The 17,981-nt window shown below is 69.3% G+C and carries 17 protein-coding genes; 10 read left to right on the forward strand and 7 right to left on the reverse strand.

Going from position 1 to position 17,981, the window contains the following annotated elements:
- Window positions 1–9 precede the first annotated feature (9 nt).
- Both AC1DYK_RS06030 and AC1DYK_RS06035 read right to left on the reverse strand, forming a co-directional pair.
- The gene (locus AC1DYK_RS06030; RefSeq protein ID WP_478165434.1) at window positions 10–648 is read right to left on the reverse strand and encodes a COG4648 family protein; all 639 of its coding nucleotides are present in this window, start codon (window positions 646–648) and stop codon (window positions 10–12) included.
- 3 nt (window positions 649–651) lie between these two features.
- Window positions 652–963: a phosphopantetheine-binding protein gene (locus AC1DYK_RS06035; protein WP_442286816.1), complete on the reverse strand. Its 312-nt coding sequence runs from the start codon at window positions 961–963 to the stop codon at window positions 652–654.
- A 143-nt stretch (window positions 964–1,106) separates the two neighbouring features.
- On the opposite strand from AC1DYK_RS06035, the gene AC1DYK_RS06040 reads away from it, so the two are divergent.
- Window positions 1,107–2,618 (forward strand): helicase HerA-like domain-containing protein, encoded by a 1,512-nt coding sequence (locus AC1DYK_RS06040; protein ID WP_478165435.1) that lies wholly within the window; start codon window positions 1,107–1,109, stop codon window positions 2,616–2,618.
- Window positions 2,619–2,639: 21 nt separating this feature from the next.
- Here the strand turns inward: AC1DYK_RS06040 and AC1DYK_RS06045 are convergent, their stop codons facing one another.
- The gene (locus tag AC1DYK_RS06045; RefSeq protein ID WP_478165436.1) at window positions 2,640–3,281 is read right to left on the reverse strand and encodes an NrsF family protein; all 642 of its coding nucleotides are present in this window, start codon (window positions 3,279–3,281) and stop codon (window positions 2,640–2,642) included.
- Window positions 3,278–3,829 (reverse strand): sigma-70 family RNA polymerase sigma factor, encoded by a 552-nt coding sequence (locus AC1DYK_RS06050; RefSeq protein WP_478165437.1) that lies wholly within the window; start codon window positions 3,827–3,829, stop codon window positions 3,278–3,280. The genes AC1DYK_RS06045 and AC1DYK_RS06050 overlap by 4 nt, the downstream gene beginning before the upstream one ends.
- Window positions 3,830–4,017: 188 nt before the next feature.
- Here AC1DYK_RS06050 and AC1DYK_RS06055 point away from each other — a divergent pair, with 188 nt between their 5' ends.
- The 9 genes from AC1DYK_RS06055 (at window position 4,018) to AC1DYK_RS06095 (ending at window position 14,486) form a co-directional block, all read left to right on the forward strand.
- A complete protein-coding gene (locus AC1DYK_RS06055) occupies window positions 4,018–5,376 on the forward strand; it encodes a GTP cyclohydrolase II (RefSeq protein ID WP_478165438.1) in 1,359 nt (452 codons plus the stop codon).
- Window positions 5,377–5,452: 76 nt separating this feature from the next.
- Window positions 5,453–6,841, forward strand: a complete 1,389-nt coding sequence (locus AC1DYK_RS06060) for a DUF1688 family protein (RefSeq protein ID WP_478165456.1) — start codon at window positions 5,453–5,455, stop codon at window positions 6,839–6,841.
- 56 nt (window positions 6,842–6,897) lie between these two features.
- Complete coding sequence (upp, locus tag AC1DYK_RS06065) at window positions 6,898–7,527, forward strand: uracil phosphoribosyltransferase (protein WP_478089074.1); 630 nt, start codon at window positions 6,898–6,900, stop codon at window positions 7,525–7,527.
- 154 nt (window positions 7,528–7,681) lie between these two features.
- On the forward strand, window positions 7,682–8,683 hold the full coding sequence (locus AC1DYK_RS06070; RefSeq protein WP_478165439.1) for a BMP family protein: 1,002 nt from the start codon (window positions 7,682–7,684) through the stop codon (window positions 8,681–8,683).
- Window positions 8,680–9,606 carry a 5'-methylthioadenosine/S-adenosylhomocysteine nucleosidase gene (locus AC1DYK_RS06075; RefSeq protein WP_478165440.1) on the forward strand — a complete coding sequence of 309 codons (927 nt, stop codon included), beginning with the start codon at window positions 8,680–8,682 and terminating at the stop codon, window positions 9,604–9,606. Before AC1DYK_RS06070 ends, AC1DYK_RS06075 begins: the two co-directional genes overlap by 4 nt.
- Window positions 9,607–11,142, forward strand: a complete 1,536-nt coding sequence (locus tag AC1DYK_RS06080) for an ABC transporter ATP-binding protein (protein WP_478165457.1) — start codon at window positions 9,607–9,609, stop codon at window positions 11,140–11,142.
- Entirely contained in the window at window positions 11,139–12,200 is a 1,062-nt protein-coding gene (locus AC1DYK_RS06085) for an ABC transporter permease (RefSeq protein WP_478089070.1), read from the forward strand. Before AC1DYK_RS06080 ends, AC1DYK_RS06085 begins: the two co-directional genes overlap by 4 nt.
- Window positions 12,201–12,282: 82 nt before the next feature.
- Entirely contained in the window at window positions 12,283–13,206 is a 924-nt protein-coding gene (locus AC1DYK_RS06090; protein ID WP_478165441.1) for an ABC transporter permease, read from the forward strand.
- Window positions 13,206–14,486 (forward strand): amidohydrolase family protein, encoded by a 1,281-nt coding sequence (locus AC1DYK_RS06095; RefSeq protein WP_478165442.1) that lies wholly within the window; start codon window positions 13,206–13,208, stop codon window positions 14,484–14,486. Before AC1DYK_RS06090 ends, AC1DYK_RS06095 begins: the two co-directional genes overlap by 1 nt.
- A 12-nt stretch (window positions 14,487–14,498) precedes the next feature.
- Here AC1DYK_RS06095 and AC1DYK_RS06100 read toward each other — a convergent pair whose 3' ends face one another.
- Genes AC1DYK_RS06100 through cls form a run of 3 tightly spaced genes read right to left on the reverse strand, consistent with a single transcriptional unit; the run spans window position 14,499 to window position 17,932 of the window.
- A complete protein-coding gene (locus AC1DYK_RS06100) occupies window positions 14,499–15,017 on the reverse strand; it encodes an N-acetyltransferase family protein (protein WP_478165443.1) in 519 nt (172 codons plus the stop codon).
- 11 nt (window positions 15,018–15,028) lie between these two features.
- On the reverse strand, window positions 15,029–16,471 hold the full coding sequence (gene sbcB / locus AC1DYK_RS06105) for an exodeoxyribonuclease I (RefSeq protein WP_478165444.1): 1,443 nt from the start codon (window positions 16,469–16,471) through the stop codon (window positions 15,029–15,031).
- A gap of 3 nt (window positions 16,472–16,474) precedes the next feature.
- Window positions 16,475–17,932 carry a cardiolipin synthase gene (gene cls / locus AC1DYK_RS06110; protein WP_478165445.1) on the reverse strand — a complete coding sequence of 486 codons (1,458 nt, stop codon included), beginning with the start codon at window positions 17,930–17,932 and terminating at the stop codon, window positions 16,475–16,477.
- Window positions 17,933–17,981: the final 49 nt, after the last annotated feature.

Here is a 17,981-nt window from a genome sequence, read left to right on the forward strand (position 1 = left end):
GTCGTCGATTCAGCGCCGCGCGGTGGGTCCCGCCGGCGCACCGTAGAAGGCACGCACCGCATCGATCAGACGGGTGCGCTCGAATTCGGGATGCAGCCGATAGCGCACCAGGTACTCGCCGACGAACAGGCCGGCCACCATCAGCGGCGTCAGCAGGTTGGCCAGCATCGACCAGGCGGCGAACGAAAGGCTCGCATAGACCGCGATCGACGCCACGACCATGGCGGCGAAGTAGAGCGTCCAGACCCAGGTGACCTGCGCCGTATAGATGCGCATGGCCGGCGACAGCGGGTGCACGCGCTGGGCGAACTGGCCGATCAGCGACAGCCGGTCGCCGCGCAGCGTGCTGCCGAACCAGCCGCACAGCAAGGCATTGATGCCCGCATGCTGCAGCACATAGAGCCGGTTGGGATCGCCGGCCTCGCCGTGCAGCACCAGCGCGAACACGGCCACGCCGGCCAGGCCGACCAGCGCCAGCCCCCATTTGCCGAAGCGGCTGCCTGCGAGGCCCAGCGCGGTGAGCCACAGCGGCCCGAGCAGGACCACGACAGCCCAGGGCTCGGCCGCGTGGTAGAGCATCATCCAGTGCGACACGCAGGCATAGCTCGCCCCCGCCAGCAGCAGGAGCGCCATGCGCCAACGGGACATGGATCAGGAGGCGCCGCGATGCGCCGCGACATGCGCCGCCAGGCTGCGCAGCGACTCGAAGATCTGCTGGTTGCGCTCGTCGTCCGAGCGCAGCTGGAAGCCGTACTTGCGGGACACTTCCAGGGCCACTTCCAGGATATCGATCGAATCGAGTCCGAGCCCTTCGCCATACAGCGGCGCCGTCGGCACGATGTCGGCCGGCGCGACTTCCAGGTTGAGCGATTCGACCAGGAGGACAGCCAATTCATTCTCGAGGGGTGACTGTTCGGATACGTCGCCAGCGGCGGGAACGGGAGATTGCGCAGTCGATGACAAAGGAGAACTCCGGGTGCTGTTGGGGAATTGTCGCAGGGGTCGCAAAGCGACCTCCGGGGCACCGGAGGAACCTTCGCATGGGGTCGCGATTATAGGAGCCCGGCTTCGATAGACTGAGGCCCTTCCAACGACCGGAAAACCCCATGGCCGACCCCCTTCTCATTGCCCGCCACGGCACCATCGACTGCGCCCTGCTGCCGGGACTGGCCAATCGCCACGGCCTGATCACCGGCGCCACCGGCACCGGCAAGACCGTGACGCTCCAGACCATCGCCGAAAAGCTCTCCTCGATCGGCGTGCCGGTGTTCATGGCCGACGTCAAGGGCGACCTCACCGGCGCCAGCCAGGCCGGCAATATCGGCGCCAAGATGGCCGCCACGCTGAAGGAACGCGGGCTCGACCTGCCCGAGCCCCTGGCCTGCCCGGTCACGCTGTGGGATGTCTTCGGCGAGCAGGGTCATCCGGTGCGCGCCACGGTGTCCGACATGGGGCCGCTGCTGCTGGGCCGCATGCTCAACCTGAACGAAACGCAATCCGGGGTGCTGAACCTGGTGTTCAAGATCGCCGACGACAACGGCCTGCTGCTGCTCGACCTGAAGGATCTGCGAGCGATGCTGCAGCACGTCGGCGAGAACGCCAGCCAGTTCACGACCGAGTACGGCAACATCAGCGCCGCCAGCGTCGGCGCGATCCAGCGCGGCCTGCTGCAAATCGAGACCCAGGGCGGCGACAAGTTCTTCGGCGAGCCGATGCTCAACATCGCCGACTTCATGCAGACCGAGGGCGGCAAGGGGGTGGTCAACATCCTCGCGGCCGACAAGCTGATGAACTCGCCGCGCCTCTATGCCACCTTCCTGCTGTGGCTGCTGTCGGAGCTGTTCGAGCAGTTGCCCGAGATCGGCGACCCGGAACAGCCGAAGCTGGTGTTCTTCTTCGACGAGGCCCACCTGCTCTTCAACGAAGCGCCCAAGGCGCTGGTCGAGCGCATCGAACTGGTGGTGCGGCTGGTGCGCTCCAAGGGCGTGGGCGTGTTCTTCGTGACGCAGAACCCGCTGGACATCCCGGATTCCGTCCTGGCCCAGCTCGGCAACAGGGTCCAGCATGCCTTGCGGGCCTTCACGCCGCGCGACCAGAAGGCGGTCAAGGCGACCGCCACCACCATGCGGCAGAAGCCGGGCCTGGACATCGAGGCGGCGATCACCGAACTCGCGGTCGGCGAGGCGCTGGTGAGCTTCCTCGACGACAAGGGCCGCCCGACCATCACCGAGCGGGTCTACGTGCTGCCGCCGGGCAGCCAGATCGGCCCGATCACGCCGGCCCAGCGGCAGGCGCTGATCGCCAATTCTCTGGTGGCGGGGGTCTACGAGAAGGCGGTCGACCGCGAATCGGCCTACGAGAAGCTCAAGGGCCGCGCCGAGACCGCACCCGACGCGCCGGCCGGCAAGCCCGGCGCCGCGGCGGCACCGGACGCCGGCGGCGTGATGGGCAGCCTCAACGAGATCCTGTTCGGCTCCACGGGCCCGCGCGGCGGCAAGCGCGACGGCCTGGCGCAGACCATGGCGAAGTCGGCCGTGCGCACCATGGGCACCACGGTGGGCCGGGAAATCCTGCGCGGCGTGCTCGGCGGCATCTTCGGCTCCAAGACCCGACGCTAGCCTGCGGCCGGCGCCGGGGGGTCACCAGCGCAGCAGCCGGGGCCCGATCAGCGCACCGGCCACCACCGGCAGCGCAATGCCCGCGACATACCAGACCGCGATGTACGGCGCCGCGAGCTCCGGGCAGTGAAAGGCATACACCATCGCGCCCGCGCCCCCGGCCAGCGCACCGGCCGCGGCGCCGGCCAGCGCCGGCCGGGTCGGCGCCAGGCCCTTGAGGGCCCACAGCAAGGCCGCGAACACCGGCAGCGAGACCACGCCGATGTCGACGGCACAGCTGCGCCAGGTCTGACCCCAGACCAGCGCCGCCCGTTCTTCCACCGGCGCCGAGAGCAAGGCCAGCAGCGCGAGCGCCCAGATCAGCAGCACCGGTGCCGCGAGCCCGAGCCAGGCGCCTCGCACCCGCGCACCCGGACGCGCAAGGCGCTGCACGACCACGAATCCAGCCAGCGCGATGCCGGCGCCGAACAGCAGTCGGCCCCAGAACATCGGCCAGAACATGGCCTGGATCAGGTCGCGCCGGACCCCGTACTCCATCACCATCCAGGCAAAGGAGACGGGCAGGCCGATCGCGAGCGCCACCAACAACCGGCGCGACACCGCTCGCCGCGGCACCGGCGCCGCGTCTTCGGCCAGCATGGCGATGAGCTGGTCGGTCCTCATCGCGCCTGCCTGATCTTCTGCGCCAGCGCCTTCAGCCCGCGATGGACGCCGATCTTGACCGCCGATTCCGACATGCCGGTCAAGCGTGCCGTCTCGGCCACCGACAGGCCTTCGAGCTTGGTGTGCACGATCGGCAGCCGATGGCGGTCCGGCAGCGTCGCGAGCAACCCCGACAGGTCACGCCGCGCATCGCTGGCCTCGGTCGCCGAATCGGCGAACACGGCCAGGTCGTCGTCCAGCGGCTCGTGCAGCGCCTCGCGCCCGGCCTTGGCGCGCAGCAGGTCGATCATCTTGTAGCGCGCGATCGCGTGCACCCAGGCGGTCAGGGGCTGGTCGGGTTGGTAGGTGTGGCGCTGGTTGTGCATGGCGAGAAGGCATTCCTGAACCAGATCCTCCACCTCGTCGGGCCAGCCGAACAGGCGCCGGCCCAGGAAGGCGCGCAGGTGCAAGGCGAGCTGCTGCAGGAACGCCCGATAGGCGGCCGCGTCGCCGGCGAGCCCGCGCACGAACAGGTCGTGCAGCCGCAGCTCCGCTTCGCTCTTCGCCATCGGGCTTCCCTTGGTCATTCGTGCGCCGGTTCGCGCCGGTTACAGGCGCAGTCAAGAAATCGAGTCCGCCGGATTGTGCCGTGCGCGCCGGTTCGCAGCACGGGCACGCCCGTTGTCGGCAAATGGCGTATGCACCGGCTTGCCAGTTCAGGAAGCCATCGGTACATTGTGTTTTTTGAGGGCCTGCAATGTCTGTTGACACCGTTCCGACTCCTTCTGCCTCCTCTCTTGCCACCACTTCCCAGCCCTCCCCCGACGCGGCACCGAACGAGCCGACGGCGCTCTCGCCGCCCCTTTCCGGCACGCCCTCCCAGCGCAGCCACATCCGCCTGACCTCGCACGCCGGCGGCTTCGGCGCCCTGCCGATCCAGTGGGGCGCCGCGACCGCGGCCGAGCGCGGCCCGGTGGTCGGCACCACCAGCAAGCGCGCCCATCGCAACGTCATCGGCACCCACAGCGGCTCCTACAGCGTCTATCGCGCGCTGGCAGTCGCCGCCGGCGCCCTGTCGCCGCACCACAAGGCCGACCTGACCAACACCTCGCCGACCGATGCGATCGGCCCCTATCCGCAATGGAGCGAACCCGGCCGGATCGTTTCGCTCGATCCCTGGGGGGCCGTGGTTGCCGACGTGTTCTCGGCCGAACTCGCGGCCGGCTACGACATCCGCCCGACCATCGCGATCACCAAGGCGCACGTCATCCTGCCCGAGGTGATCGAGGCGCTGCACAGCGGCCGCCTGAAGGCCGACGGCAAGTTCCTGACGGCGGGCGGCGCCGCCATGGTCACCAAGGCCGCGGTCGAACCCGTCTGGCACCTGCCCGCGGTCGCCCAGCGCTTCGGCTGCTCCGAAACCGAACTGCGCCGGGTGCTGTTCGAGGAGACCGGCGGCATGTACCCGGAGCTCGTGACCCGCTCCGACCTCGAGGTCTTCCTGCCGCCGATCGGCGGCCAGACCCTCTATATCTTCGGCAATCCGCGCGATCTCGCGAATCCGGAGGTCGAACTCACCGCGCGCATCCACGACGAGTGCAACGGCTCCGACGTCTTCGGCTCCGACATCTGCACCTGCCGCCCCTACCTCACGCACGCGATCGAGGAATGCATCCAGGGCGCCCAGCGCGGCGGCGTCGGCCTGATCGCCTATTCGCGCAAGGAAGGCCGGGCGCTCGGCGAGGTCACCAAGTTTCTGGTCTACAACGCCCGCAAGCGGCAGGTCGGCGGCGACACCGCGGACCAGTATTTCGCCCGCACCGAGTGCGTGGCCGGCGTGCAGGACATGCGCTTCCAGGAGCTGATGCCCGACGTCTTCCACTGGCTCGGCATCCGCAAGATCCATCGGCTGGTGTCGATGAGCAACATGAAGTTCGACGCCATCACCGGCTCGGGCATCGAGATCGGCACCCGGGTCAACATTCCCGACGCACTGATCCCGGCCGACGCCCGGGTCGAGATGGACGCCAAGATGGCGGCCGGCTATTTCACGCCCGGCGCCGTGCCGGATGCCGAGGAACTCAAGAAGGCCAAGGGGCGGGGGCTGGATCAATGAGCCGCCGGGCCGCTCCCAAGGCGAATACCGGAGTGCGAAGCGCGGAGGTCATCCAATGAGCGGCAGCAACTACGGGATGGACCCCGAACGTCCGACCGCCAACCCCGGCGTACGCAGCGCCGACGCCGAAGGCCATGTCGATCCGGCGGTCGAGTTCGTCGGCGACACGGCGCACCCCGCCGGCGCCGCGGCCTTCCTGCGCACCACGCAGGCGGTGCGCAGCCGTGCCGCGGCACTGCTGGCACGGGCCCGGGCCGGAGAATCAAAGTGGTTCACGATCGGCACCGACGACGCCCTCGAGGACACCGCGCGCACGGTCGCCGAAGTCACGCGCGACCGCTATGCCTGGGGCCCGATCCCGTACCACAGCCGCTGGCGCCATTTCGAAGCCGGCGGCGTCAACCGGGTCGCCGCGCTCGACCGGTTGCTCGGCGACGCCGATGCGAGCCAGCGCGCCCGCGCCCACATCGACCTCGTGCTGGTCAGCGTGCTGCTCGACGCCGGCGCCGGCCCCAACTGGCACTACTTCGAAGCCGCCGGCCGCCAGCGCTTCACGCGTTCCGAGGGCCTCGGTGTCGCAAGCTTCCATGCCTTCACGAGCGGACTGTTCTCGTCCAACCCCGACCACCCGCTGCAGGCCGACGCCGCCGGCTTGCGCGCGCTGGTGACCGACCGGCTCGGGGACGCCTTCCAGGTCAGCGCGGTCAATCCGCTGGTCGGGCTGGCGGGCCGCGCCACGCTGCTGCGCCGGCTCGGCGAGGCGATGAGCGAGCAGCCCGAGGTGTTCGGCGACGACGGCCGACCCGGCGGGCTGTTCGATGCGCTGGTGGGCCCCTATGGCCCGGCGGCGGCGCCGACCGCGGAGATCACGGCGCACCAGATCCTGTCGCTGCTGCTCGAATCGCTGTCCGGCATCTGGCCGGCCGCCAATGCGATCGACAGCATCGCGGCCGACGGCAGCGACGCGTCCGGCGCCTTCGGCTCGGGCGACCCGGCGCTCGCGCTCGGCGACTGCTGGCGCCACAGCGCAGTTCACGGTCCCGGTCTTACCAACGGCTGGATGCCCTTCCACAAGCTCTCGCAGTGGCTCAGCTACTCGATGCTCGAGCCCTTCGAGTGGGCCGGCGTCAAGGTGCGCCACGTCGAGGCGCTGACCGGCCTGCCCGAGTACCGCAACGGCGGCCTGCTGATCGACTGCGGCCTGATCGTGCCGCGCAGCCCCGCGCTGCTCGAGCGCGACTGGAAGGTCGGCGACGAATTCATCGTCGAGTGGCGCGCGCTGACCGTCGCGCTGCTCGACGAGGTCGCCGCCCGGGTGCGCAAGGTGATGGAGCTCAGCGAGGAAGAGCTGCCGCTGGCCCGCGTCCTCGAAGGCGGCACCTGGGCTGCCGGCCGCGTCATGGCACAGCGCTTGCGTGATGGTGCGCCACCCCTGCGCATCGTGAGCGACGGCACCGTCTTCTAGACTCCACCCTTCTTCTTTCATTCAACAAGAACGCCCCCCCGCGCTTCCAGAACGCCATGAGCAACGTCCACCTCGTCGACCACCCTCTCGTCCAGCACAAGCTCACCTTGATGCGCCGCAAGGAAGCCAGCACCAACAGCTTCCGGCGCCTGCTCAACGAGATCAGCATGCTGATGGCCTACGAGGTCACGCGCGACATGCCGATGCAGGACATCGAGATCGAAACCCCGCTCGAGACCATGAACGCCAAGGTGATCGACGGCAAGAAACTGGTGCTGGTGTCGATCCTGCGTGCCGGCACCGGCATCCTCGACGGCATGCTCAGCGTGGTGCCCGGCGCGCGCGTGGGCCACATCGGCCTGTACCGCGACCCCAAGACGCTGACCGCGGTCGAGTACTACTTCAAGATGCCCGGCGGCATGGAGGATCGCGACGCGATCGTGGTCGACCCGATGCTGGCCACCGGCAACTCGGCGGTGGCCGCGGTCGAGCGCCTGAAGGAGCTGAATCCGAAGTCGATCAAGTTCGTCTGCCTGCTGACCTGCCCCGAAGGCATCAAGACCTTCCAGGACGCGCACCCCGACGTGCCGATCTACACCGCCGCCATCGACCGCCAGCTCAGCAGCCACGGCTACATCCTGCCGGGCCTGGGCGACGCGGGCGACCGCATCTTCGGGACGAAGTAGCTCGCCCCCAGGTTGCCCGGCACTGCGTGTCCGGGCGCCCACCCCCTACCGGGGGCAACACCGGCGGCCCGGCAAAGCCGGTTCCGCGGTGTTTCACGAACAAGACAGGGCACATGTCGGTCGTTGGTTGTTTATTAACTCGAGGAGAAGCGCAGTGACAATTCGCCGTCAATTGATCATCCGTTCGGTCGCCGTCGCGGCCGCGCTTGCGGCCGGGGCACCGGGCCTGGCGCTCGCGCAGGCCAAGCTCAAGGTGGCGGCGGTGTACACCGTGCCCTTCGAGCAGCAATGGGTCGGCCGCATCCACAAGGCGCTGAAGGCGGCCGAGGCGCGCGGCGAGATCGAGTACACGGCGACCGAGAACGTCGCCAATGCCGACTACGAACGCGTCATGCGCGAGTACGCGACCGCCGGCAACCAGTTGATCCTCGGCGAGGTGTTCGGCGTCGAGGCGGCCGCGCGCAAGGTCGCCAAGGACTTCCCCAAGACCGCCTTCCTCATGGGCTCCTCGCTGAAGCCGCAGGCGCCGAATTTCTCGGTCTTCGACAACTACATCCAGGAGCCGGCCTACCTGTCGGGCATGGTCGCCGGCGGCATGACCAAGTCCAACAAGATCGGCATGGTCGGCGGCTTCCCGATCCCCGAGGTCAACCGGCTCATGAACGCCTTCATGGCCGGCGCGAAGGAAACCAACCCGAAGGTCGAGTTCAGCGTGAGCTTCATCAACAGCTGGTTCGATCCGCCGAAGGCCAAGGAGGCCGCCTTCGCGATGATCGACAAGGGCGCCGACGTGATGTATGCCGAGCGCTTCGGCGTCAGCGATGCGGCCAAGGAAAAGGGCAAGCTCGCGATCGGCAACGTGATCAACACGCAGGACAAGTACCCCGACACCGTGGTCGCCTCCGCGCTCTGGAACTTCGAGCCCTCGGCCGACCGCGCGATCAAGCTCGTCAAGGAAGGCAAGTTCGCGGCCGAGGACTACGGCCCCTACTCGATGATGAAGCACAAGGGCTCCGAGCTGGCGCCGCTGGGCACCTTCGAGAAGAAGGTGCCGGCCGACATCGTCGCCAAGGTCAACGCCAAGCAGGCCGAGATCCTCGCAGGCAAGACCACCGTCAAGGTCGACGACAACCAACCCAAATCGACCGCCAAGTGACGCTCGCTCGAAGACTGGGCGCGGTCGCACTCGGCGCAGCGCTGGCGGGCTGCGCGGCGGTCGCCCCGGACACGCATTCGGCAAGGCTCGACGAGACGCCCCGCATGGCGGTGATCTCGGCCTTCCAGCCTGAACTCACGCTGCTGCAGTCGCGCCTGCAGAACCCGCGCAGGCACAGCGTCAACGGCGTCGAGTTCAGCACCGGGACGCTCGAGGGCCAGCCGGTAGTGCTGTTCCTCTCGGGCATCAGCATGACCAATGCGACGATGAACACACAGCTCGTGATCGATCGCTTCAAGGTCACGCACGTGGTGTTCAGCGGTATCGCCGGCGGCGTCAATCCGCAGCTGCACATCGGCGATGTGACGGTGCCCGTGCAATGGGGCCAGTACCTCGAAGTGCTGATGGCGCGCGAGACGGCACCTGGCAAGTACAGCGCGCCGGCCTGGATGAAGGACGCCACCCTGCCCGCCTTCGGCATGATGCATCCGCGGCCGGTCGAGGTTCGTTCGGCCGCCCGGCCGGGCATCACGAAGAAGTTCTGGTTCGAGGCCGATCCGAAGATGCTGGAGGTGGCGCGGGCGATCCGCGGCGTCGAGCTGGCCGACTGCACTGCCGGCAAGTGCCTGAGCCGCAAGCCCCGCCTGGTGGTGGGCGGCAACGGCGTCTCGGGCCAGGCCTTCATGGACAACAAGGCCTTGCGCGAATACACCTTCAAGACCTTCGAGGCCAACGTCCTCGACATGGAAACCGCCGCCGTCGGCATGGTCGCCTACAGCAACGGCGTACCCTACATCGCCTTTCGCTCGCTGAGCGACCTGGCAGGCGGCGGCGAGGGCGAGAACGAGATGGGCACCTTCATGGGCATCGCGGCCGACAACTCCGCCAAGGTGCTGCTCGCCTTCCTCTCGCGCTGGAAGTAGATCCGCTTGTCCACTGTTCTTGCGCTGCGCGGCATCACCAAGCGCTTCGGCACGCTGCTGGCCAACGACGCCATCTCGCTCGACCTCCAGGCCGGCGAGGTGCTCGCGCTGCTCGGCGAGAACGGGGCCGGCAAGTCGACGCTGATGTCGATCCTGTTCGGGCACTACCTGGCCGACGAAGGCCGCATCGAGGCTTTCGGCCGCCCGCTGGCAGCTGGCAACCCGAAGGCGGCGCTGGCCGCGGGCATCGGCATGGTGCATCAGCATTTCACGCTGGCGGACAACCTGAGCGTGCTCGACAACGTGCTCATTGGCACCGAGCCGCTGTGGCAGCCCTTCTCGCGCCGCCGCGCGGCGCGCGCCAAGCTGCTGGACGTGGCCCGGCGCTTCGGCCTCGCGGTGCAGCCGGAAGCGAAGGTCGCAGACCTGTCGGTCGGCGAGCGCCAGCGCGTCGAGATCCTCAAGGCGCTGTACCGCGATGCGCGCATCCTGATCCTCGACGAACCCACGGCCGTGCTCACGCCGCAGGAAAGCGAGGCGCTGTTCCACACCCTGTCGCAGATGGTGGCCGAAGGCCTGTCGATCATCTTCATCAGCCACAAGCTGGGCGAGGTCCTCAGGGTGTCGCATCGCGTCGCGGTCCTGCGCGGCGGCGCCCTGGTGGCCGAGGCGCGCACCGGCGACACGACGCAGGCGCAGCTCGCGCAATGGATGGTCGGGCATGCCATCGAGCACACCTCGCGACGCCCGGCCGCCCGGGTCGGCGACGCAGTCTGCGTGCTCGACCATGTGCGCACCGCCGGTAGCGGGCACGACCGCCTGCGCGACGTGTCGCTGACGCTCAAGGCCGGCGAGATCACCGCCATCGCGGGGGTCTCGGGCAACGGCCAGGTCGCCCTGGCCGAACTCCTGAGCGGCACGCGGCGCGCCGTCGCGGGCACGGTCCGTCTGATGGGTCGCGACCTGCCGCCTTCGCCGGCCCGACTGGTCCAGCGCGGCGTCGCGCGGATTCCGGAAGACCGGCACGCGGTCGGCGTGGTGGGCGACTTGCCGATGTGGGAGAACGCGGTGTCGGAGCGCCTGCGCAGCCGCGCCTTCTCGCGCTGGCTGTGGGTCCGGCGCGGCGCCGCCAAGGCCCACGCGAAAAGCGTGGAGAAGGCCTTCGACGTGCGCGGCGGCGGTCTCGACTCGCCGGCGCGTGCACTGTCCGGCGGCAACATGCAGAAACTGATCCTCGGCCGCGCGCTACTGGCGCCCGCGTCGACCGGCGCGCCGAACAAGGTCGCGCGACTGATCGTCGCGCACCAGCCGACCTGGGGCCTGGACATCGGCGCGGTCGCGTACGTGCAGCAGCAGCTGATCGCGGCGCGCGATGCCGGCGCCGCGGTGCTGCTGATCTCGGACGACCTCGACGAGGTGCTGACGCTCGGCGACCGGGTCGCGGTGATGCACGGCGGCCAGCTCGGCGAACCGCGCGCGGCCTCGGCCTGGACGCGCGAGGCGATCGGGCTCGCGATGGCAGGGGCACGGACATGAGGCTGGAGCGCCGCCACCAGGCCTCGCGCACGGCGCTGGCGATCGCGCCCTTCGGCGCGATCGCCTTCACCTTGCTCGTCAGCGCGCTGCTGGTGCTATGGGCCGGCGCCCCGGTGGGCCGCACCTATGCCCTCCTGCTGCAGGGCGGCTTCGGTTCGGTGTTCGCCTGGAGCGAGACGCTGACCCGCGCCACTCCGCTGATCCTCACCGGGCTGGCCGCGACGGTGGCATTCAAGGCCAGGCTCTTCAACATAGGCGCCGAAGGCCAGCTCTACGCCGGCGCACTGGCGGCGGTGGCCGTGGGCGGCCTGCATGGCGGCACCGGCTTCGAACTCCCCATCTGGCTGCTGTTTCCGCTCATGATGCTGGCCGCCGCGATCGCGGGCGCGCTGCTGCTGCTGGGGCCGGCTCTGATGAAGAACCGGCTCGGCGTCGACGAGGTCGTGACCACGCTGCTGATCAACTTCATCGTGCTGCTCGGCGTCTCGGCCATGCTCGACGGGCCCATGAAGGACCCGACCGCGATGGGCTGGCCGCAGAGCGTGTCGCTGCAGTCGGAGCTCGAGCTCGGCCGGCTGATCGCGCAGACCCGCGTGCATACCGGGCTGGTCTGGGCCGCCGTGCTGTCGGTGCTGGTGTGGGCGCTCTTCAAGTACACCGTGATCGGCTTCGACATCCGCGCGGTCGGCGCCAATGCGCGCGCCGCTGCGTTCGCGGGCGTCCCGGTGACGCGAACCGTCGTGACGGTCGCGCTGCTCTCGGGCGCGCTGGCCGGCCTGGCGGGCGCGATCGAGGTGACGGGCCGCACCGGCTACGTCACGCTCGACCTGTCGCCCGGCTACGGCTACAGCGGGATCGTGATTGCAATGCTGGCCGGCCTGCATCCGCTCGGCGTGCTGGCGGCCGGCGTGTTCGTGGCCGGCGTGATGGTCGGCGCCGACACCATGAGCCGCGCCATCGGCGTGCCGACCTACATCGCCGACGTGATCGTCGCCGCCTCGCTGATCGCGGTGCTGGTGGCGACGCTGCTGACCCAGTACAAGGTCCGATGGAAATGAGCGCAGCGACGGGCCGCCCCGAGCAAGCTCGCACCCCCTTGGGGGGCAGCGAGGACACGGAGTGCCGAGCGTGGGGGCGCCAATGACGGACATCGCCGACATCCTGTCGAACGCGGCCTTCTGGGTCGCGGTGCTGCGGATCGCCACGCCGCTCATCTTCGGCACCCTGGGCGTGCTGCTGTGCGAACGCGCGGGCGTGCTGAACCTCGGCATCGAGGGCATCATGGTCGCCGGTGCCTTCACCGGCTGGCTCGCGGTCCATGCGGGCGCGCCACTGTGGGTCGGCGTCGGCGTCGCCGCGCTCACGGGGGCGGCGTTCGGCCTCCTTCACGCCTTCTTGACCGTGGGCCTGGCGCTGTCGCAGCACGTCTCGGGCCTGGGCATCACGCTGCTCGCGACCGCGCTGAGCTACTACGGCTATCGCGTCAGCTTCCCGAAGGTCAGCACGCCGCCCACGGTCACGCCCTTCGCGCCGATGGAGTGGCTCCGGATCCCGGTGCTCGAGGCACAGACGCCGCTGACGCTGCTCGCCCTGCTGCTGGTGCCGCTGCTCGCCTATGGGCTCTACCGCACCCCCCTGGGCCTGGCGGTGCGCATGGTCGGCGAGAACCCGCAGGCGGCCGAGGGCCAGGGCGTCTCGGTCGCCGCGACCCGCACCGGAGCGATCGTCGCCGGCTCGGCGCTGATGGGCGTGGCGGGCTCCTTCCTCACGCTGTCGGCGTTCAATGCCTTCTTCTTCAACATGATCAACGGCCGCGGCTGGATCTGCGTGGCGCTGGTCGTGTTCGCTTCCTGGCGGCCCGGCAAGGCGCTGCTCGGCGCCCTGCTGTTCGCCTTCTTCGACGCCTTGCAGTTGCGGCTGCAGCAGTCGGGCGAGGCGCTGCTGCCCTACCAGATCTACCTGATGCTGCCCTACCTGCTGTCGATCCTCGCGCTGGTGCTGGTGGCGCGCCGGGCCGGCTACCCGCAGGCGCTCATGAAACCCTATCGCAAAGGAGAACGCTGATGCTCGACCTCCTCGTTCGCAACGCCGCCCTCCCCGATGGCCGCACCGGCATGTCGATCGCGGTCCAGGACGGCCGGATCGCCGAAGTCACGGCCGGGCTCGCCGCGCCCGCGCATGAAACGCTCGACGCCGACGGGCTGCTCGTCACACCGCATTTCGTCGACCCGCACTTCCACATGGATGCGACCCTGAGCTACGGCCTGCCGCGCATCAACCAGAGCGGCACGCTGCTCGAAGGCATCGCGTTGTGGGGGGAGCTCAAGCCGCTGCTCAAGGCCGAGGCCCTGATCGAGCGCGCGCTCGCCTACTGCGACTGGGCGGTAGCCAAGGGCCTGCTCGCGATCCGCAGCCACGTGGACACCAGCGATCCCAGCCTGCTCGCGGTCGACGCGCTGCTGGAGGTCAAGCGTCTCGTGGCGCCCTACCTCGACCTGCAGCTGGTCGCCTTTCCGCAGGACGGCGTGCTGCGCTCGCCCGGCGGCGTCGACAACCTGAAGCGCGCGCTCGACAAGGGCGTCGACGTGGTCGGCGGCATTCCGCATTTCGAGCGCACGATGGCCGACGGCGCGGCCAGCGTGAAGCTCCTGTGCGAGATCGCGGCCGAGCGCGGCCTGGCGGTCGACATGCACTGCGACGAATCGGACGACCCGCTATCGCGCCACATCGAGACCCTGGCCTTCGAGGCCCAACGCCTCGGGCTGCAGGGCCGGGTCACGGGTTCGCACTGCACCTCGATGCATTCGATGGACAACTACTACGTCAGCAAGCTGCTGCCGCTGATCGCCGAGAGCGGTGTCGCCGTGGTCTCGAACCCGCTCATCAACATCACGCTGCAGGGACGCCACGACAGCTACCCCAAGCGCCGCGGCATGACCCGGGTGCCCGAGCTGATGGCCGCCGGCGTCAACGTCGCCTTCGGCCACGACTGCGTGATGGACCCCTGGTACGGCATGGGCTCGGCCGACATGCTGGAGGTCGCGCACATGGGCCTGCACGTGGCACAGATGACCAGCCAGGACGGCATCCGCGCCTGCTTCGATGCCGTGACCGTCAACGCCGCCCGGGTGATGCGGCTCGATGGCCACGGGCTCGAAGCGGGCTGCGACGCCAGCTTCGTGCTGCTGCAGGCGCGCGATCCGGTGGAGGCGATCCGGCTGCGTGCGCCCCGGCTCAAGGTGTATCGCAAGGGGCGCCTGCTGGCGGAAACGCCACCCGCGACCGCGGCGCTGCACCTTCCCGGGCGCGGCGCCCAGACCCGCTGGATGCCGCCCCGCGCCTGAGCCGCCGCGGGGTCAGCCCAGCGGGCCCACCGCGCACCACATGTGGACCTTCGAAAGAAAGGCTCCGCCCACCGCCACCGCGTAGGGCTCCACCCCGAACACCTGGAAGCCGCAGCGCGCGTAAAGCGACCGGGCCGCCAGATTGCCCTCGGTCACGGTCAGCTGGACCAGCCTGACGCCGTCCCTGGCCGCGGCCTGCGCCAACGCCGCCTCGACCAACTGCCGACCGAAACCACCCTGTCGCACGTCCGCGGCCACATACATGCCGAACAGGCTGGCCTTGTGCCGCGCCTTCTCGCGCGACTCGAACTCGAGCCCGGCGGCGCCCACCAGGCGTTCGCCATCGAAGGCGCCCAGCACGATCTGCCCGGCCGCGGGCGAGGCGTCCAGCCGGGCGATCCACCACGACAAGGGCAGCGCGGCGCGCTCGGTCGCGCTCGAGGTGAAGGCGTCCGGGTGCTGCGCATAGGCAGCCAGCATCAGCGCCCGGTACGGCACGGCATCGGCGGGCTCGAGTCGACGGACGGTCACCGTTGAATGCCTCACACCGTCGGCGCGATGGCCTCGGCGTACTCGTACAGCGCGCCGAGAATCTCTTCTGCGCGTTCGTCGGCCGTCTCGGCCAGCGTGTCGATCTCGGCGAACAGTTCGTCGACGTTGCGCGCACCGCCCTCGCCCTCTAGCAGCCGCGCGACGCGGTGCGCCTCCCAGCGCCCAGCCTCCTCCTCGCTCAGCGTGTCGGCGAAGTTGCGCGCGCGGTAGCGGAACAGCAGTTCCTCGAGCCGAGGATCCTCGAAGCCGGTGCGCGCCCGCGCGAGCTCGGCTGGCGACAGACCGCGCAGCTGATTCAGGCGCCGACGGTCGCCGTTGCCGACGAAGCCGCCGTAGAGGTCCTCGTCGACGTCCGGCGTGCCTTCCCGGGGCCGCTCGTACACCTGCGGCCAGATCGCGCTCATGTCGGGCAATGCCGCGGCGATCGCGGCATGGCGCAGCGCCGCCTCGACGTCGATGCCCCAGCGCGCCGCCATCGCCGGCGCCAGCGTCTTCAGGTTGCCGACCACCATCGGCGACTTGTTCAGATGGATGCCCTTGAGCGGCAGCCGCAGCACGCCCTCGGGCAGGTCGGCGCTGCGCGTGAACAGCCGCAGCCGCAGCGTCTCGACATCGAGATCGCGCAGCTCGCTGGGGTCATGGGCCAGATCCCAGGCCAGCAGTTCGTTCTTGTTGGTCGGATGGCTCGCCAGCGGCCACATGACGGCCAGGCAACCGCGTTCGGCCGGGAACATGCCCGACACATGCAGGAAGGGCCGCGCGGTCTCGCGCGTCGTCGGCAAGCCGAGTTCGCTGGCCACGCGGTCCTTGCGGTGCAGGCCGAACGCGAAGTCGAACAGCTTGGGCTGCTTCTCGCGGATCAGCCGGGCCAGCGCGATCGTGGCGCGCACGTCCGACAGCGCATCGTGCGCCGCCTCGTGCAGCAGTCCGTTGGCTCGCGCCAGGTCCTCGAGCTTGAAGCTCTGGCTGCCGTCGGCCTTCTTCGGCCATTCGATGCCGTCAGGGCGCAGCGCGTAGGTGAGGCGCACGACGTCGAGCAGGTCCCAGCGGCCGCAGTCGTTCTGCCACTCGCGCGCATAGGGATCGATCAGGTTGCGCCAGAACATGAAGCGCGTCACCTCGTCGTCGAAGCGGATCGTGTTGTAGCCCACGCCGATGGTGCCGGGCTGCGAGAACGCCTGTTCGATCTGCGCCGCGAACGCATGCTCGGGCATGCCGCGCTCGAGGCACTGCTGCGGCGTGATGCCGGTGATCAGGCAGGCCTCCGGACTTGGCAGGTAGTCCGGGGCCGGCTGGCAATAGATCATCAGCGGCTCGCCGATCTCGTTGAGTTCGGCATCGGTGCGGACGGCGGCGAACTGCGACGGCCGGTCGCGGCGCGGCACGACGCCGAAGGTTTCGTAATCGTGCCAGAGGAAGGTATGAGGGGCCATGGGTCAAAGCAAGGGGGAAAAGAGGCGAGCGATCGAGTCGCCCAGGCGGCGCCGGAAAGGCTGGCGCCGGTTGGCCCGCACCGGCGAGGCACTGCGCAGATCGGTTTCGAACTGGGCGATCAGGGGCTTCGCGAGCGTCGTGCCATAGATCACGGCGCAGACCTCGAAGTTGAGCCGGAAGCTGCGGTTGTCGAAATTCGCGGTGCCGATCATCGCGCAGTTGTCATCGACCACCAGCGTCTTGGAGTGCAGCATTCGCGCCTTGTATTCCCAGACCTTGACCCCGGCCGCGATCAGCTCGTCGTAGTACGAGCGCGCCGCCGCGCTCACGATCAGCGAATCGCTGCGCCGCGGCACCAGCAGGCGCACGTCGACGCCGCGCAGGGCCGCGCTGGTGAGCGCCATCATGGCCGGCTCGCCCGGCACGAAATACGGCGTCGTGAGCCAGGCGCGGTACGACGACGACTGGATCGCCGCGAGGTGCATCCGATGGATGGCCTCGAGCGCGCTGTCGGGCCCGCTGGTGATGATCTGCACCGGGATCTCGCCGGCGGCTTCGTGCGGCGGCAGGCGCGGCAGCAGATGGAGCAGGTCCGAATTCGTCAGGCGGGGGTCCTCGCCGGTCGCGTAGGTCCAGTCCTCGAGGAAGGTGGTCTGCAGCCAGCGCACCGCGCTGCCTTCGAGGCGCAGGTGCACGTCATGGTAGGCATCGGCACGGGTGCGCGAATCTTCCGCGTCGGTGATGTTCACGCCGCCCGTGAAGCCCACGCGGCCATCACAGACGACGATCTTGCGGTGGGTGCGGTAGTTGGTGACCGGGCGCAAGCGCCGGCCGATGCGGGTCTCATGGAACAGCGCGACATGGATGCCGGCCGCATGCATCGGTGCCATGAACGTGCGGCCGATGCGCTTGGAACCGAGCGCGTCGAGCAGCAGCCGCACCGTGACGCCCTGCTGCGCACGCTCGATCAGCAGGTCGCGCAGCGCGGTGCCGATCTGGTCGGGCTCGAAGATGTAGTACTCGAGGTGGACGTGGTCGCGCGCCTCCCGGATCGCTTCGAAGATCGCGTCGAAGGTGCGCGCGCCCCCCGAGAGCAGCTCGGCCGAGGTCGCGCTCGACACCGGCAGGCCGCAGGCCGCCAGCCCCAGCGCGGCCATCTGCCGCAAGGCGGGCGGCGCCTCTTTTCTCGCGTCGCGCAGCATCGCCACGTCGGCGGGAGCGAGCGCACCGGCCCGGCCGCGCAACCGCTTCAGGCGCTGCTTCTTGAGCCGCTGCGGACCGAGGAAGTAATAGATGAGGAAGCCCGCGAACGGCAGCAGCGCGAGCGACAGGATCCAGCTCATGGTCGACACCGGAGCGCGCTTCTGCATCACGATCCAGACGGAAAGCACTGCGATATAGCCGCTCCATGCAAGGGAGAGGCCGGTCTTCCATTCCTGGCTGAGCTCGGGGAGGATCAAGGCGAAAGGTGATGAGTAAAACGACAAAGGCCGGCAGCAATGCTACCGG

This window comes from Variovorax sp. P2_H12 (assembly GCF_056403395.1).

Coding starts and splice junctions, on each gene's coding strand:
- upp (WP_478089074.1), top strand. CDS start 6,898: ATGAGCAACGTCCACCTCGTCGACCACCCTCTCGTCCAGCACAAGCTC.
- AC1DYK_RS06060 (WP_478165456.1), top strand. CDS start 5,453: ATGGACCCCGAACGTCCGACCGCCAACCCCGGCGTACGCAGCGCCGAC.
- AC1DYK_RS06045 (WP_478165436.1), bottom strand. CDS start 3,281: ATGAGGACCGACCAGCTCATCGCCATGCTGGCCGAAGACGCGGCGCCG.
- AC1DYK_RS06085 (WP_478089070.1), top strand. CDS start 11,139: ATGAGGCTGGAGCGCCGCCACCAGGCCTCGCGCACGGCGCTGGCGATC.
- AC1DYK_RS06055 (WP_478165438.1), top strand. CDS start 4,018: ATGTCTGTTGACACCGTTCCGACTCCTTCTGCCTCCTCTCTTGCCACC.
- AC1DYK_RS06040 (WP_478165435.1), top strand. CDS start 1,107: ATGGCCGACCCCCTTCTCATTGCCCGCCACGGCACCATCGACTGCGCC.
- AC1DYK_RS06090 (WP_478165441.1), top strand. CDS start 12,283: ATGACGGACATCGCCGACATCCTGTCGAACGCGGCCTTCTGGGTCGCG.
- AC1DYK_RS06030 (WP_478165434.1), bottom strand. CDS start 648: ATGTCCCGTTGGCGCATGGCGCTCCTGCTGCTGGCGGGGGCGAGCTAT.
- AC1DYK_RS06050 (WP_478165437.1), bottom strand. CDS start 3,829: ATGGCGAAGAGCGAAGCGGAGCTGCGGCTGCACGACCTGTTCGTGCGC.
- AC1DYK_RS06095 (WP_478165442.1), top strand. CDS start 13,206: ATGCTCGACCTCCTCGTTCGCAACGCCGCCCTCCCCGATGGCCGCACC.
- sbcB (WP_478165444.1), bottom strand. CDS start 16,471: ATGGCCCCTCATACCTTCCTCTGGCACGATTACGAAACCTTCGGCGTC.